Source organism: Phocaeicola oris (assembly GCF_021295095.1).
GTDB classification, from domain to species: domain Bacteria; phylum Bacteroidota; class Bacteroidia; order Bacteroidales; family Bacteroidaceae; genus Phocaeicola; species Phocaeicola oris.
Window position 1 is genome coordinate 1 of sequence record NZ_JAJLQX010000020.1, and the last position, 15,474, is coordinate 15,474.

Here is a 15,474-nt window from a genome sequence, read left to right on the forward strand (position 1 = left end):
AACGCCAAGAAGCCTTCCGCTCCCAAGGGCGACCAGACGGACTACCCATTAAATGAATAATGCAGTCCGAAACAAACTGCATAATAATTTCTTTATAATCTTTAAATATCAGGGGGCCGGTCGCGGTAACGCGCTCAGCCCTCTTTTTTTTGATTTTATGTCGAACTCATGTAATTCATTGATATGAGTAGGTGATTCATGCGTATCACTTTTACTGATCTCTTTATGACAAAGATCAAAGAGTCTGATGAGATTGACAATTCATTGCCCTGTCGCCATCTTTAATCGAGTTACAGCAGTCTCTATCATATCTTTCGTTCCACTACCGTCGGCTACATATTTCATAACCATCCGTGCGTATTCCACCGCTTCTTTCAGAACCGGTTCGGTGGAATCGTCTACCTTCCCCACTCGTCTTAGCAAAGCTGATAAAGGGCGTAAATCTTCCATTTCAGGCAAGTTACCCGGACGCATTGTATTGATGGCCATATTCAGTGTTGCCATCGCTGCATTTATTTCGTTTTGCGAATAAATTCTATCTTTATTATCATAGATGTTTTGCGCTTCTTTCATCGCATGTTTTAATCGGAAGAATCCAAAGTGTGCCCAAGGAGCATGTTCCGGTACCTTAACGGTAAGGGCTTCCCAGCTCTCTTGTTCGCTAATCCGTTTCATTCCTACATTCAGGAGTTCCTTCAGTGAGTTTTTATTTACACTGTCTGCCTTTACTAAGGCAGCAATAGCATCTTTCAGGGCTAATGTTCGATGATCGATTGTTGTCTGCTGATTACTACTGTTCATTACTTCGTAAGCCACATTAAGTTCTGTCCGCAAAGTCTCGAAACTGACCGTGGTGTAAAGGGTGGAATCTTGACTTTCAGCAGAACGAATAGTTGCTTGTAGGTTACTTTTATTTAATTTAAAGGTGTTCAAACCATTGACAGCTTCGTCAATAGCCGCCATGCCGGTCGATATTTCGGTTTCCGTAACCGTTGATTTACTCATTATTTTTTCTCCTTCTTTCATAGCCTTCTTTAGACGGTTGAAAGTTGCTTTAGTATAATTCTCTTTGTTATACGCCGTTACTTCCCTTAACTTAGTAGATAAGGCCATCTTTAATTCCGAGGAGGGAGAATCAATATGGTTAATACGGAAATAGTGGGTTGAGTGGTCGTGGCGGTAATAGTCCGGTTGGAAAACGTGCCCGCCTTGAGTAAAAGTATATAAATTACCATTAGTGCCTGTCTCTATACCATCCGGTTTCACTGTCATGATGGTAGCTAATCGAGAATCAATATTCAAGGCAGCTTCCGACCAATTGCTTATATTGGTAGCCGTCATAGCCAATGGTCCATACATTAATGTCCCTACCCAAGAATCTTCTGATTGCGTTTTCCCTTGGTTGGCTAACTCGGCAGGAAGTTTGTCGGGTCCATAGTCGATGTGTTTAGTGAACGGCATAGTTATCTCTACCATATCTCCTTCTTTCCAATGACGAGAAGGAATTACCACATAAGTACAAGGTTGATAATTATCAACAATCGACACTCCGTTTATTTTTACATTAAAACCATCGGTTGCCCAGTAAGGTACACGCAGCTTCATCGCGAAGTCAGCTTCTCCTTTCACTATCTTAATGGTAGAACTCTCTGCCGGCCATAAGCATTCTTGTTTTAATGTTATTCCTTTCTCTTTCCATTGAAGAGTGGTTGGCATGTATAAAGCCACCCATAAAGTATTATCCGAAACGAAGTATGTAGCTTCTTGATACTTCACGTGATTTTCTGATCCGGTACCACCGCAACAGGAAGATTGTGGTGTCTTGTTTCCCCAAGGCTTGGAAGCGTCCAACCCTACGGCATACTGGTAAGTTGTCTGATAACATGTAGGATGTAGCGAACCGATAATTTGATTATAAAGAGTACGCTCATAGTAATCCATATATCGCGCGTCGTCCGGATTGAAGCGATTTAGTTCCTTGGTCAGTTTTAGTAGATTATAGGCACAACAAGTCTCATTAATATTCGGGTTCGGGTGACTTTCTCCTTCAGAAATTCCATTCATGGCCATACTTAATATTTGCGAATAAGGTTGACGGAACATTTCTCCGTTGCCTACGCCGCCGGTAGAATAGCGGTAGCGACCTTGTATCAGGCTCCAAAAATTCTCAGACAAATTGTAATAGAAGGGTTTTTTATTGGTCAGATAGCTTCTTAATGCCCCAATAATCATTGGAATATGCTGATTGGCATGTCGATTGCGTATATCATCGATGTTTTTCGATAAAGGAATATAGAAAGCCGGACTATCAAAACAATTGGAAGCTTCTATCAGGCGCATACGTTCTTCCGGATTATCAACCATCTCTGAAAGACGTGCCAAAGATTCTCCGATACCGCCCACTTCTCCGGCAATGTACATATTCCACATTTCATAACGGTTGCCCGGCCGGGCTCTACGTTCATTTTGTGTACCATCCATCTTCACATAAGTACGATAATGCATCCTATTCCACACCCATAACCCCATATCCTTGGCTATCAAAAGAGCCTTATCGGCAACAGCCTTGTCATCCATGTAAGTGGCTATATCTATCAGTCCGGCTAATTGTTTATGAATGGAATAATAAGGAGCCCATACCCAATCGGAGTTATTATAGGCGCGATACATTTCTATAAGTGCCGGATGATGAGCGGGAATGGCATTCAGATAACCATAGCCATAAGTACTCCATTGAGTCTTGTATTTGTCAAAGTCCTTCCATGTTCCTTTCATTTTTTTTAACTCCTCTTCGGGAGCAAAGTCACGTGCTTCAAGATACCTTCCTAATTCTTTACTCCATACAAAAGTGCGCTCCTGACATTCACGCAGTTCATTGACCATTCGGGTGATATTGTTTCGTAAGATTGATTTTTGTATAGTGTCTGTCGTAACGGCATAGGCTAACGCCAGTGCCGACATGTAATGGCCGGAACCGTGTCCTTTCAACTTTATATCCGGAGAGTCCCACCCGTCGGAACGAGTATATCCTTCTGTACTCAGCCCATACGTATCTCGATAATTATACAGCTGCTGAGTAACATCCCAACTTACAATCTCTTTAATGGCTAAATCACGATTCGATACCAGTCGGTTATTACCATCGATAGTCACATTAGTTAATGGGATGGTATTTGCTATGGGCTTGGTAGGAGTCTTATACCCTTCGCTTGTCACTTCTATTCTCGCGGAAATAGGATACCCGTTATCTGTAGTATCGTCGCCTGTGACATAACCATTTATTGTATATATACTTCCCGCAGGATAAGTGCGAGCATCAGCCTCTTGTTGCTCCGTGGCAAGTGTGGCATTATCCCATTTGGTTTGGCGAAATTCGGTCTTCCCATCCGAATAGGTCACCCATACTTGGTAAGGCAGTCGAGGCACCGTCCCTACAGGACAGCGAACCACTATCGGCTCTACCGAAGCAATAGTTCGTATCTCAGAATCACTTGTCCATACTTTATGGACATTTATTCCACCTAAACTCAAAGCAGATACATTAGCAGAGATTAGCCATAAGCATAGTCCCATTATAGAAGAAAAAAATCTATTCATTCTTATCTTTTTTATAAGGATTAGTATATAAAAGCCCAATTTCAATAAACAAAATCAGGCTTTTACACACTAACATATTAGTGCTCACATGTCAATTCGTTATCTGCCGGCATAACCCGGATTTTGTTGTAAATTAGGATTCTTATTTAAATCTTCCAAATGAATAGGGAATAAAATGGAATTCCCTTTTAAATCATTTTCTGTTGGAACATGATTAAACCAACTCTTCTTTTGGAAAGTTCCAAACCGAATCATATCAATACGACGACGACCTTCTGCTGCAAATTCCCATCCCCATTCATCGTAAAGTCCACCAAACTCCACAGGGTCAGTATTGCCTACGGCATCAATATTACCATTTTCATCAAGTGTACCATATTGAATGTGTGTATCTCCTTTTAACCAAGTCACATCAACCGTTGCTTTCTCCGGATGAGCAGATTCACTGAACGCACGTTCGCGAATTTGCGAAACGAGATTAGCGGCTTCTGCTTCATTCTGTCCTAAACGGAGCAAACATTCTGCCTTCATTAATAATACTTCTGCGTAACGGAAATACGGGAAGTCGTTGCTTAATAAGCTTTTTGCACCGATTTTAATTTCATATTTACCTATACGGTAACCGTCATCGGTCCCTGTATTATAAATACTCGGTAGCTTATTGGGAAATGTGGTAATCAAAACTCCGTCAGGACTGTATTGGTCACCTTGTAACCAAGAGTACTTCAAACGCATATCGTTTTTGTCATAACTATTAATAAATTGAGGATTTGCGGCTGAGCCTCCCCATGGAGTAGATTGCATGTTGAATACCTTACGGCTGTTTGAAGATAAAAACTTCATGTGTGCTCCGAATACCGGTCCGTTATTGTCTCCGGAGTTGTAAACCTCATCGTATGGAATAGCAAAAATCGTTTCCACACAGGCAGCATTGTCTGTCTTAAAGATATCTGTGTATTTCGATTCCAGTTTGAATAAATTGCTATTGATAATTTCATCACATTGTTGCAGACATTCGTTCCACATCGGAGTGCCTGTATATACCTCGGCATTCAAATACATACGAGCCATCAGACATTTGGCTCCCCATTGAGTAAGTCGTCCATAAGTAGTTTTATCGACAGCTGAAGACAGTTCAGGCATTACCTCCGTCAATTCTTTGATAATGAAATCAAAGACCTCTTTACGGGTAGATTGGTTAGGGACATCTTCGCTAAATGTAGTCTGAATAGGCACATTTCCGTGAGTGTCACATAAGATTGAATACCAAAGTGCACGAATAGCTCTTACTTCAGCTACAATTTTCGGCTTACTATTTTCCGAGAAGAAACCTTCATCGGCACGTTTTAATATTTTATTAGCATTGGCAATGCCCTCGAAACAAACAGACCAAGTACTTTGAGGCTGTCCTTGTTGATTATCCCATGTGTGCTTGTGCATTTGTTTGTAAGTACCACCATCGTCCCAACCGTTGGGACGAGTGGGGGTGACAATTACATCACCTGGTTCTTCTTGTAAGTCAAACAGGCCATACCAGTCCATAACATAGCGAAGCTTCGAGTATGTGGTAGCTAACAACGCAACTTCATCGGCTTCAGTCGGTACATATTCTTCTTCAACAATTTCCGAATAAGGGGTCTCATCCAAATTAAAGCAACTGCTCATACTGAGCATTGCAGATGCGCAGAATGCATAAACGCTATATTTTAATCGTTTCATAATTGTTCTCTTTTGTATGATTAGACTTAGAATGTGAGGTTAACACCAAAAGTATACGTACGATTGGTAGGATACTTGTCTCGATTATCTGTACCGGCATCCAGTAATCCATAGCTACTACTGCTCAAAGGAACTTCCGGATCCATACCCTTATAACCGGTAATGGTTGCTAAATTTAAGACTGATGCATATACTCGTAAATTTTTGATAACCTTTTGTTTGGGCAGCTTGATGGTATATCCTAAAGTTACATTGTCTATTTTCCAGTAATCTCCATCTTCAATATAATAGCTTACATACCGTTGTTCATCTTTCAGTTGGGTTTTTCCGTAGACCTTGTTAAAAGCGGAATTCAAACGGTTATATTGAATTTCCGGTTTTGCGTTTTCGTAAAACATTCGTTGATAATTCAAAATTTGGAAGTCAAAAGCTCCCCGCATATTTACGCTTAGATCAAAATTATAAAAATTGAATGTATTGTTCCAATTCAGATAATGTTTGGGAATTCCGTTTCCCAAAACCTGCCAGTCTGTAGCATCAGCTTCTGTTGCTAATATATGTTCTCCTTCCTTGTTTTCAACCAACCACAAGCCATCTTCAGTAATATCAACTGATTTCAAGCCATAGAATGTACCGATAGCCTTACCTACTTGTACAATATGAGTGGTTGTCTGGATAGGTTCACCTGTATAACCGGAATAAAAATAATCTTGGGTCATGGAGAATTTATCACTTGACAAAGCAACGATTTTGTTTGTATTGGTAGAATAAGAGATGTTGGTATTCCAAGTAAAGTTTTCACTCTGAAAAGGAATGGCACGAATTAAGATCTCCAGACCTTTGTTCTCCATTTCCGAAGCATTGGCTAGCATGGATGGGAACATAAAAGGTGGAACGGGAACAGGATAATCCCAAAGCGCGTCTTTAGTCTTACGGGTGTAGTAGTCGATTGTACCTCCCACTCGTCCGTTTAGGATATCCCAATCCAAACCGATATTGAATTCATGTTTCTTTTCCCAACGCAAATCCGCATTATTGTTTCGAACCGTTTCCAATGCTTTTACCCATGTGCCATTGTATAAGAAAGCACCTTCATAATTCAAGCCGGAAAGTGATGTGTATGGATCAGCCACATTAATACCGGTTACGCCATAGCCCACACGAAACTTCAAATTGTCCAACCAATTTAAGTTCTTCATAAAATTTTCCCTATTGATTCTCCATCCTAATGATATGCCCGGGAAATTACCCCATTTATGATCTTTACCAAACTTAGAAGAGCCTTCATGACGAAGAGAGGCCATTAATAAATAACGATCATTGAAATTATAGCTCACGCGTGCAAATACACCAATCAATTTGTCGGAACTCTTATAACTGCTCATGGATCCCTCGCCGCGTTTCAATGCCATACCTGCTTCCATTTTATTGTAAGAGTAAGCATCTGTTGGGAAATCATAGTTAGTCATTGACATATTGGAATTCGTATTGTCTTCATAATTATAACCTACCAATGCACTGACATTATGATTTCCGAACGTTTTCTGAAAATGAGCTGTCAATTCAATCAAGTTATTATCGAAGTCAGAACCATAGCGGTAGGCATAACCGTTACGACCGTTCTTGGTGGTGGATACATGTTGCTTTGTCTGATAATATCCATCTGTGGTTGTTGTGCTGCGACGGGCATACATAGCTTTCAGTGTCAAAGATTCAATCGGTCGGAAAGTCAAGCTACCATTAAAACGCATGTTTTTACGTTTCATTTCACCAATCGTTTCGCGAATATAACCTACAGGGTTATCGTAGAAATATAAATCACGCTCAAACCAGTTGTTCTTTTCATCTTTTATTGGTTCTGTCGGATTATGAATTAAAGCTTGTCTGTAAGCATAGGTATTCCAGCTTCGAGGCATAGTATGTTGGCTTACCAACAGACTGACGTCAGCGGTCAATTTGTTTTCGTACATAGAATGAGTGACATCCATTCGAGCATTCATAGCTTCAAAGTCTGTCTTTATGAAAGTTCCTTGGCGCTTGGTATAATTGGCCGATGCCGTATAATGGGTATTTTTACTGCCTCCTCTCAAAGATAAGTTATGCGAGTGAGATACTGCCGTACGAGTCAGTTCTCCCAACCAATCGGTATTGGCCCCGAAATCTTTCAGATTGGCACCATTGAAAATATATCCTTCATCCCATTTCTGACGAAGATCGTCGGCACTCATAAAATCCGGTCTCTGTAAAATATTTGAAACAGATATATATCCGTTATAATCAATGGTAGGGGGCATTTCTTTACGGCTTTGTTTCGTAGTAATAATAATAACGCCGTTTGTGCCACGAGTTCCATAGATAGCAGTGGCAGATCCGTCTTTCAATACATCTATGGATTCAATATCTTCCGGAGCCACCGTATTCAGACTGCCGGGCACTCCATCTACCAATACCAAAGGAGAAGTTCCTCCTTTTAAAGATGAAATACCACGAAGCATTATTTGTGAGTTTCCGGTAGGATCTCCTGAAGGTAAAGAGATGTTTAATCCGGCTACTTTGCCTTGAATCAACTGCCCGGCATCACTCACAGCTCCTTTGACAAAATTCTCGGACTTCACACTTGAGATTGCACTTGTCACATCTCCTTTCTTTTGAGTACCGTAACCGATGACCACCACTTCGTCCAGCAGCTCTGTATCGTCATGGAGTACGATATCGAGTTGGCGGTTATTCCCGACAGTGATTTCCTGAGTTTTGTAGCCAATGTAAGAAATGGATAACACAGAATGTGAATCTCGTACATTCAGTGTGTATCGACCGTCCATATCGGTTATCACACCGTTGGTTGTCCCTTTCTCAATCACGTTGGCACCAATGATGGGATCGCCATTCTTGTCTTTCACAATACCTGTAATGGTAACAGATTGCTGTTGCATAGCCTCGATGCTTGTTGTTTTTACGGTTTCCGCAAGCATTTGTACGGGACAGATTCCGGCACCTGTTGCAAGGAATAGACCGGCTGCAACTCGTAAGACTGCTTTGCCGAATAAGACTCGTTTTTCATGTGTCTTCATATTACATTATCGTTTTAAAGATTAATATTGTATCTTTTGATGTGACACAAAGAAAAAACTTTTCTTATTGATAGAACGCAACAATAGTCCATAAGAATGTCAAAATAGTCGAAATAATCGTATTATAAGATGTATTGAGAAGGTATAACATAGGTCTGGACTATTCTTTCTTAGAAAGACTGTCGTAAAATATCTATATCTTTGGGCCGCATTCGGGTTATGAAAAGAATAATACGGAAAGCATTCTTATAGAGAAAATGTTCCATAAATTAAATAGACCTATTCAAAAAGAAGAGTTGTTATTCCGATGCGTATAAAAGCGAAAAGTGATGCGGATGAGTTGGTCAGTTCATGCGGATGAGTTGAACGATTCATGCGGATGAGTTAGGCGATTCATACGCATCACTTTATTGACTCATACGCATCACTTTTTCTGATCTCTTTATGGAACTTAAATGAATACTTTAGGAACATAAGTTTACCTTATTATCTGTTTTCTGAGTAGTGAAGATGATTAACTTTTAATTCATTTATCCACCTCTTTAAGCTCCGAAATCTCCTCTTAAAGTCCGTTTAATTCTTCGGATAGCTTTTGCGAGGAATGAATTTGTGCGTGCATAGTAATCGGAGTAGGCTTGCCGGGCTTGTTTGTTCTCAACGATGGGAGAGATTTTCTCAACGGGCAGGCGATTCATATAAAGAACCGAAGAATAGAGGCCGCCTCCCCCCGCATTTGTTCCGGATCCATCAAATCCTATGTTCTTTACCAGTGATCGTCCTACATTCAGAGAGAGTATATCTTTCAGGAAAAGTGACGCATTCCAGCGAATAGCCCACGAATTGTTCTTGCCTTTTATCTGCCGGCGTAACATGCGTGTATATCCGTATCGACCGTTAAAGTCGAATATCTTTGTCTGTCTTTGTTTTTCCAATTGTTGAAGCAATGCCTTCCCGTCCGGATTGAAATATTTCCATGCCCGAGCCCACGTTGCCCATCCCCAACTGCCCGTCCATTTAATAAGAAAAGTGTAGGGGAGACGGTTGTCTTGTATATAATCGCATGCTTGAATGTGCCCAACCTTCGGTTCATCTTTATAAATCTCCAGAGCATCGTTCATAAACAGAAGAAAATAAGGGGAAAGAATGAGGTCGTCTTCTATAACAATCACTTTTCCGAACTTGTTTACCATATCAGTTACCCCTGTAATAATACTCTTTGCTAATCCCCAATTTGTATCCCGTTCGATAATGGTAATCGACTTAAATCCTTCGATGGAATGGATAAATTTTCGTACTTCTTCGACTTTATTTTCCTCTTCCGGATGCTTTGCCGCATCCGAATAGATAAATAGTTCGCTTTCTTTTGCCAATACATTTTGTTGGAGGGAAAAGAGACATTGTTTGGTGTGTTCCAATCGATTATAAACGAATAAGAGAATTGGCGCGTAACTCATGATTGTTTTTTTATAAAATGAAAGTTGGATCCTTTCGGACAACATATTTTCTTACCTTATATATATGGAAACTTTTTGCGAGTAGTTGGAAAGTGTATTTGAAATAGTTCCAAGCATCATTTAACTCTTTCCGTTGAATGGCATAGACCACTTGTTGAAACCCGCCACCAATGGCTTTTACGAAGCAATATCCAAAGGAATGATTAATATTGGCGTAAGCAGTGAGTAAGTAAACTGTATTTGCCTTGAATTCCATAGGTTTGGTAACAACTCTTTTCTCCCGGTCGTGGTATCCGAATACCGGAGCGTAAACAACTTTAAAACCATGAAAATGAAGACGATTCACAAAGTCAACATCTTCTCCATAGTGGTGAAATAAAGAAGAAAAGCCTCCTATTGTTCGAAGTACATGGGTGGGAATCATCCAGAAAGCAGCGTTGACAAATGGAATTTCGGCATAATCGCTTGTCGGAATCTCTTCTTTGCTTTTAAGGTGTGTATAATCCGCAAATCCGAAATCCGGTTGGTCTCCTTTTCCTGTCAGATGAATGGGTGAGATAATTCCAAAATCAGGGTGCTTCTCGCCTAAATCAGCTAAGGTTCCGATGGTATTTTTATCGATCCAAGCATCTTGATTTAAAAGGAATACGTAATCGTATGCTTCTTCCAGTGCAATTTTCATTCCTATATTATTGGCGCGTCCGAATCCGAGGTTTGTTTTGCTTTGAATCAGCCGGACTTCCGGATAATCCTTCTTAATTCGTTGAACTGTACAATCCTGTGAACAATTGTCCACAACAATCACATCTGCTGTGCGTTCCGACGTGCGAAGACTACCTAAGCAACGGTCAATCCATCGCTCAAAATTGTAGGATACTATGATGACAATAATTTTCATTCGGTTTTCTTTAATAGTTCGCATGGTATGCCACTGATTTGTGCAGCTGTTTCAGAAAAGGAACTTTTCATAGAACCCAGTATTTTTTTTGTTTTAGAAAGAACATATAGTTCAACAAGTGCGTCTTGCATTCCTTGCAGGCTGTTTCGACTTGTTTTTTTCACAGAAGTAATGATTCTTTTCCCGAATTTATCTATTAGAATACGTTTATCTTCTTCCGAATCGGAAGCTAAATAAAATTGAACGTTTGGTTCCTGCGCAATTTCTTCTTGTATCCGGTTGATAAAAAGTTCAGTCGGACTTTCTGTTATCGAGGCTATGTTATCGGTTCGCCGAATGTGGATGCCGATGGTGTGATTGCCAAAAGACTGATAAATGGAATCAATACGCTTTTGTAAAGAGCCAATAGGGCGGAAGATATGAAAAGGATGACTGTTTTTGTTTGGCTGAAAGTAAACGCAACTGGCCAGATAATTCTTTTTTCCTTTCACCCAAGCGCGAAAATCGAAGTGATTATAGAAAAGCATTGTAGCTTTATCTTCATAGATGCACTCGTCAAAAAGGAAGGACTGGAAAAGTTTAGGAATCCATAAATTATGTTTTCGAGGACGGTCAAGCACGATGGAATCGAATATTTTTGCCTCTTTCAGTTCTACATAGGGTAAATCTATCGGTTGGAATAGTTCTTTAAACAAACAATTCAATCCTTTATCTTTGAACCAGATAATATGTAAGCTGCATTTCAATTTGTTGGTCATACTTGTTGCGGCATCTATTGCTTTCATTCTATTGGCCAGCCCACCAACCGGTATTAAAGTTAAATTACTCATGGCGTCTCCTCCTGAATATAAATTGGATACACTCATTTAAAATCTCAGCTTTTGCTAATCTCATTATGGTTATATAGAGTATTGTGGCAATGATAATTCTTGTTATTAGTAAAACGATCAGATTGGTGATAGTAGAGGTAAGCGCGTAAGTAATAGTCATCACTCCTAAAGCTATGAGGAAAAACGGAAGAATATCTTTCAGAAACAGCATAAATCGATACCCCGTATACGAACGAACAAAGTGATGATTAACAAATACCCAGCAGATATTCAGAATGACGTATGCAATGATCATTGACAAAATACCATAAGGATAAAGCATGAGCATCAATACGATTTGTAACACACAAAATGCTAAGGTAAGCATTAAATACGTTCCCGACTTTCCTTTACTGATAATCAGGTTGGAAAAAATAGTATAAAATGGCATGAAAGCTCCACTGATACAGAGAATTTGAAGGTAACCTGCACAAGTGAGCCATTTCTCGGTAATAGCTAACACAATGAATTCGCGAGAAATCAAAGCTAATCCGAGTAATAGTGGAAAAGATATGAAAGAAGTGAACCTTACCAGTTTCCTAAGAATATTCAGTTGGCGTTCCTGCTCATTCGATACGGTGGTAAATACAGGCTGTGCAACCTGATCGACCATTCCTTGAATTAAGTAATAGCATTTAGAATCCCAGATATATGCCTGATTATAATTACCAACTTCTTTTGGAGTAAAATGCCGCCCGAGCAAGACAGAAAGAATGTTATTGTTGATATGAGTAAGAATGGTGGTACCCAGTATTTTACTGCTGAATTTAAACATTCGTTTTACGGGGATGAAATTTATCTGAAGTGTTGGCCTCCAAGGAGAGTAATACCATAATAACAGAGAGTTCAACGAGATATATACCAATGATTGAGTAGCTAACGACCAGTATGAATAACCTTTCCATGCCATAGTCACACCAATGATATTGGAAATGATGACCGCAGTCATTCCGGCTATAGCTTGTTGTTTTACCTTTAAGTTACGAAACAGGTAAGCAGACTGGGCAGTACCTAAAGAGGAAAAGATAATGCTCAGAAAGGCGTAACGACATAGTGGAATAAGTTCATCATTATGATAAAACATAGCAATGAGAGGTGCGCAAAAGAAGAGAATAATATAGCAGGATGTACCCACGATGATATTAAACCAGAAGACGGAGTTGTAGTCTTCATGTTTCGGTTCTTTTAAGTTGGCAATAGCATTCTTGAATCCACTGCTCTGTAAGGCATTCGCTATTAAAGCGAAAATACTAATCATACCTATCATACCATATTCCCTTGGCGAGAGCAGCCGTCCAAGAATAATACCGAAAATCAAGCCGAGCAATTGTTGAAAACCATTGTTCAGCCCTCCCCATAAAAGACCTTTTGCTGTTTTTTCTTTTAAGGACTGTTTGTACATGTATCTTAGAAATATGGTAAGGGCGGACTTTCATCCGCCCTATTTTATATAATATATTATTTTACTTGACTTCCAGATTTTACTTCGTTTGTGGAAGTAATTACCGAAATACTGCCATCGAAATCTTCTGCGCTTAAAATCATTCCTTGACTTACAATGCCCTTTAACGTTCTTGGAGCAAGATTAGCAATAAAGCATACTTGCTTTCCAATTAAATCTTCCGGTTTATAGAACTTTGCAATGCCACTAACGATAGTGCGATTTTCCAAACCATCTGCAATAGTGAACTGAAGTAATTTATCGGCTTTTGGAACTTTTTTGCAGTCGAGGACTGTTCCTACGCGAATATCCAATTTCTCAAAGTCTTCATAAGCAATTGTCTCCTTAATAGGATTTGCAGTATAGCTGTTGGCCATATTAGCTTTTTTAATATCATCAAGTTTTTTCATTTGTGCATCAATGACGGTATCTTCAATCTTTTCGAACAGCAACGTAGGCTTATTCAACTGATGACCTGTCTCCAATAAATCTATTCTTCCTAATTGATTCCAATCAAATTCGTTGATATTCAACATATCACGTAACTTCTTACTGCTAAAAGGCAGAAACGGTTCGAATGCGATAGCTAAATTAGCAGCCAGCTGGAGAGATAAATTTAGAATTGTCGCAACACGATTCATATCTGTCTTTGCAACCTTCCAAGGTTCTGTATCCGCTAAATATTTATTTCCTATACGGGCTAAGTTCATGGCTTCCTTTTGTGCGTCACGGAACTTGAAATTATCAAGTAATTTCTCTACTTTTTCCTTTACATCAGAAAATTCCATCAAAGCATCTTTATCAATTTGTAGGAATTCTCCTTTGTCAGGTACTTTATTATCAAAATACTTTTGAGTAAGAACCAATGCACGATTAATGAAGTTTCCATAAATAGCAACGAGTTCGTTATTATTTCGCGCTTGGAAATCTTCCCAAGTAAAGTCGTTATCTTTTGTCTCAGGAGCATTAGCTGTTAAGACATAGCGGAGTACATCTTGTTTCCCCGGGAAGTCGACCAAGTATTCGTCTAACCATACAGCCCAATTGCGGGAGGTTGAGATTTTATCTCCTTCCAGATTTAAAAACTCATTAGCCGGAATATTATCAGGAAGGATATAGTTTCCATGGGCTTTCAACATAACCGGGAAAACAATGCAATGGAACACAATATTATCTTTTCCGATAAAGTGGACCAAACGGGTTTCCGGATCTTTCCACCACTTTTCCCATTCATCCGGAAGAAGTTCCTTGGTATTTGAGATATAACCGATAGGAGCATCGAACCAAACATATAGAACTTTTCCATCAGCTCCTTCAACCGGAACAGGAATACCCCAATCTAAATCACGAGTCATAGCACGAGGTTGTAGATCCATATCTAACCAGCTCTTACATTGGCCATATACATTCGGGCGCCATTCCTTGTGCCCTTCCAGAATCCATTTTTTCAACCAATCCTGATACTCGTTTAAAGGCAGATACCAGTTTTTTGTTTTTTTGATGACAGGCTTTGATCCGCTTATAGTAGAACGGGGATTGATTAGTTCCATTGGAGAAAGGTCATGACCACACTTTTCGCATTGATCACCATAAGCATTTGGATTATGGCAATACGGGCATTCTCCCATAATATAACGGTCGGCTAAAAATTGGTGAACTTCTTCATCATAATACTGTTCTGATTCTTTCTCAATTAGTTTCCCATCATCATATAATTTCTTAAAAAAGTTTGATGCTACTTCTGTTTGAATATCAGAAGTGGTACGGCTATAGATGTCGAAAGAGATACCAAAGTCTCTAAAAGAATCTTTGATTAATTTATGATAATGGTCAACGACTTGTTTTGGAGTTATCCCCTCTTTTTTCGCGCGAATAGTAATTGGGACTCCATGTTCGTCAGAACCGCAGATGAATTTTACATTTTGTTTTTTCAGTCGTAAGTAACGGACATAGATATCTGCCGGTACATAAACTCCGGCTAAATGCCCAATATGTACACCACCGTTGGCATAAGGTAGTGCTGCCGTCACAGTCGTTCTTTTAAAATTCTTTTCCATATAGATTTATAACGTTTTTATTTCCTTATATATTATTGCGCAAAGTTAGTGAAATTTACCGACTAACTTATTAATAAATAGGCTTTTTTATAATTGTAAAATCGAATAACATACTTATTGTTCGTTGTGGTATTATGATACTCCGATACGTAGGAACAAAGAAAGCGAATCGTATAAGTTGCCGTATTCATCAAAAGAATTTTTTGTTTCACCTATGTGATTCACTTGTTTCACCTATGTGATTCACTTGTTTCACCTATGTGATTCGCTTGTTTCACTTATGTGATTCGCTTGTTTCACCAATGTGAAACAAATAAATTATCCGTATGAGTTGAGTGATTCATACAGATCTATTTTACTAATCTCTT

8 protein-coding genes are annotated in these 15,474 nt (G+C 39.4%); all 8 read right to left on the minus strand.

Going from position 1 to position 15,474, the window contains the following annotated elements:
* Window positions 1-261: 261 nt before the first annotated feature.
* Window positions 262-3,597 (minus strand): beta-L-arabinofuranosidase domain-containing protein, encoded by a 3,336-nt coding sequence (locus LO761_RS10055; RefSeq protein WP_272818159.1) that lies wholly within the window; start codon window positions 3,595-3,597, stop codon window positions 262-264.
* 99 nt (window positions 3,598-3,696) lie between these two features.
* The gene (locus LO761_RS10060; RefSeq protein ID WP_272818160.1) at window positions 3,697-5,316 is read right to left on the minus strand and encodes a RagB/SusD family nutrient uptake outer membrane protein; all 1,620 of its coding nucleotides are present in this window, start codon (window positions 5,314-5,316) and stop codon (window positions 3,697-3,699) included.
* A 26-nt stretch (window positions 5,317-5,342) separates the two neighbouring features.
* Complete coding sequence (locus tag LO761_RS10065) at window positions 5,343-8,387, minus strand: SusC/RagA family TonB-linked outer membrane protein (protein ID WP_272818161.1); 3,045 nt, start codon at window positions 8,385-8,387, stop codon at window positions 5,343-5,345.
* 542 nt (window positions 8,388-8,929) lie between these two features.
* Complete coding sequence (locus tag LO761_RS10070) at window positions 8,930-9,841, minus strand: glycosyltransferase (protein ID WP_272818162.1); 912 nt, start codon at window positions 9,839-9,841, stop codon at window positions 8,930-8,932.
* A 10-nt stretch (window positions 9,842-9,851) separates the two neighbouring features.
* Window positions 9,852-10,739 (minus strand): glycosyltransferase family 2 protein, encoded by an 888-nt coding sequence (locus LO761_RS10075; protein ID WP_272818163.1) that lies wholly within the window; start codon window positions 10,737-10,739, stop codon window positions 9,852-9,854.
* Window positions 10,736-11,569, minus strand: a complete 834-nt coding sequence (locus tag LO761_RS10080) for an O-fucosyltransferase family protein (RefSeq protein ID WP_272818164.1) — start codon at window positions 11,567-11,569, stop codon at window positions 10,736-10,738. Before LO761_RS10080 ends, LO761_RS10075 begins: the two co-directional genes overlap by 4 nt.
* Window positions 11,562-13,010 carry a lipopolysaccharide biosynthesis protein gene (locus LO761_RS10085; RefSeq protein ID WP_272818165.1) on the minus strand — a complete coding sequence of 483 codons (1,449 nt, stop codon included), beginning with the start codon at window positions 13,008-13,010 and terminating at the stop codon, window positions 11,562-11,564. The genes LO761_RS10080 and LO761_RS10085 overlap by 8 nt, the downstream gene beginning before the upstream one ends.
* A 56-nt stretch (window positions 13,011-13,066) precedes the next feature.
* Complete coding sequence (gene metG, locus LO761_RS10090) at window positions 13,067-15,106, minus strand: methionine--tRNA ligase (protein WP_272818166.1); 2,040 nt, start codon at window positions 15,104-15,106, stop codon at window positions 13,067-13,069.
* Between the last annotated feature and the right edge of the window lie 368 nt (window positions 15,107-15,474).

Bases quoted from the DNA above. Each gene is read 5' to 3' on its own strand.
- LO761_RS10060 (WP_272818160.1), bottom strand. From the start codon at position 5,316: ATGAAACGATTAAAATATAGCGTTTATGCATTCTGCGCATCTGCAATG.
- LO761_RS10085 (WP_272818165.1), bottom strand. From the start codon at position 13,010: ATGTACAAACAGTCCTTAAAAGAAAAAACAGCAAAAGGTCTTTTATGG.
- LO761_RS10080 (WP_272818164.1), bottom strand. From the start codon at position 11,569: ATGAGTAATTTAACTTTAATACCGGTTGGTGGGCTGGCCAATAGAATG.
- LO761_RS10065 (WP_272818161.1), bottom strand. From the start codon at position 8,387: ATGAAGACACATGAAAAACGAGTCTTATTCGGCAAAGCAGTCTTACGA.
- LO761_RS10075 (WP_272818163.1), bottom strand. From the start codon at position 10,739: ATGAAAATTATTGTCATCATAGTATCCTACAATTTTGAGCGATGGATT.
- LO761_RS10055 (WP_272818159.1), bottom strand. From the start codon at position 3,597: ATGAATAGATTTTTTTCTTCTATAATGGGACTATGCTTATGGCTAATC.
- LO761_RS10070 (WP_272818162.1), bottom strand. From the start codon at position 9,841: ATGAGTTACGCGCCAATTCTCTTATTCGTTTATAATCGATTGGAACAC.
- metG (WP_272818166.1), bottom strand. From the start codon at position 15,106: ATGGAAAAGAATTTTAAAAGAACGACTGTGACGGCAGCACTACCTTAT.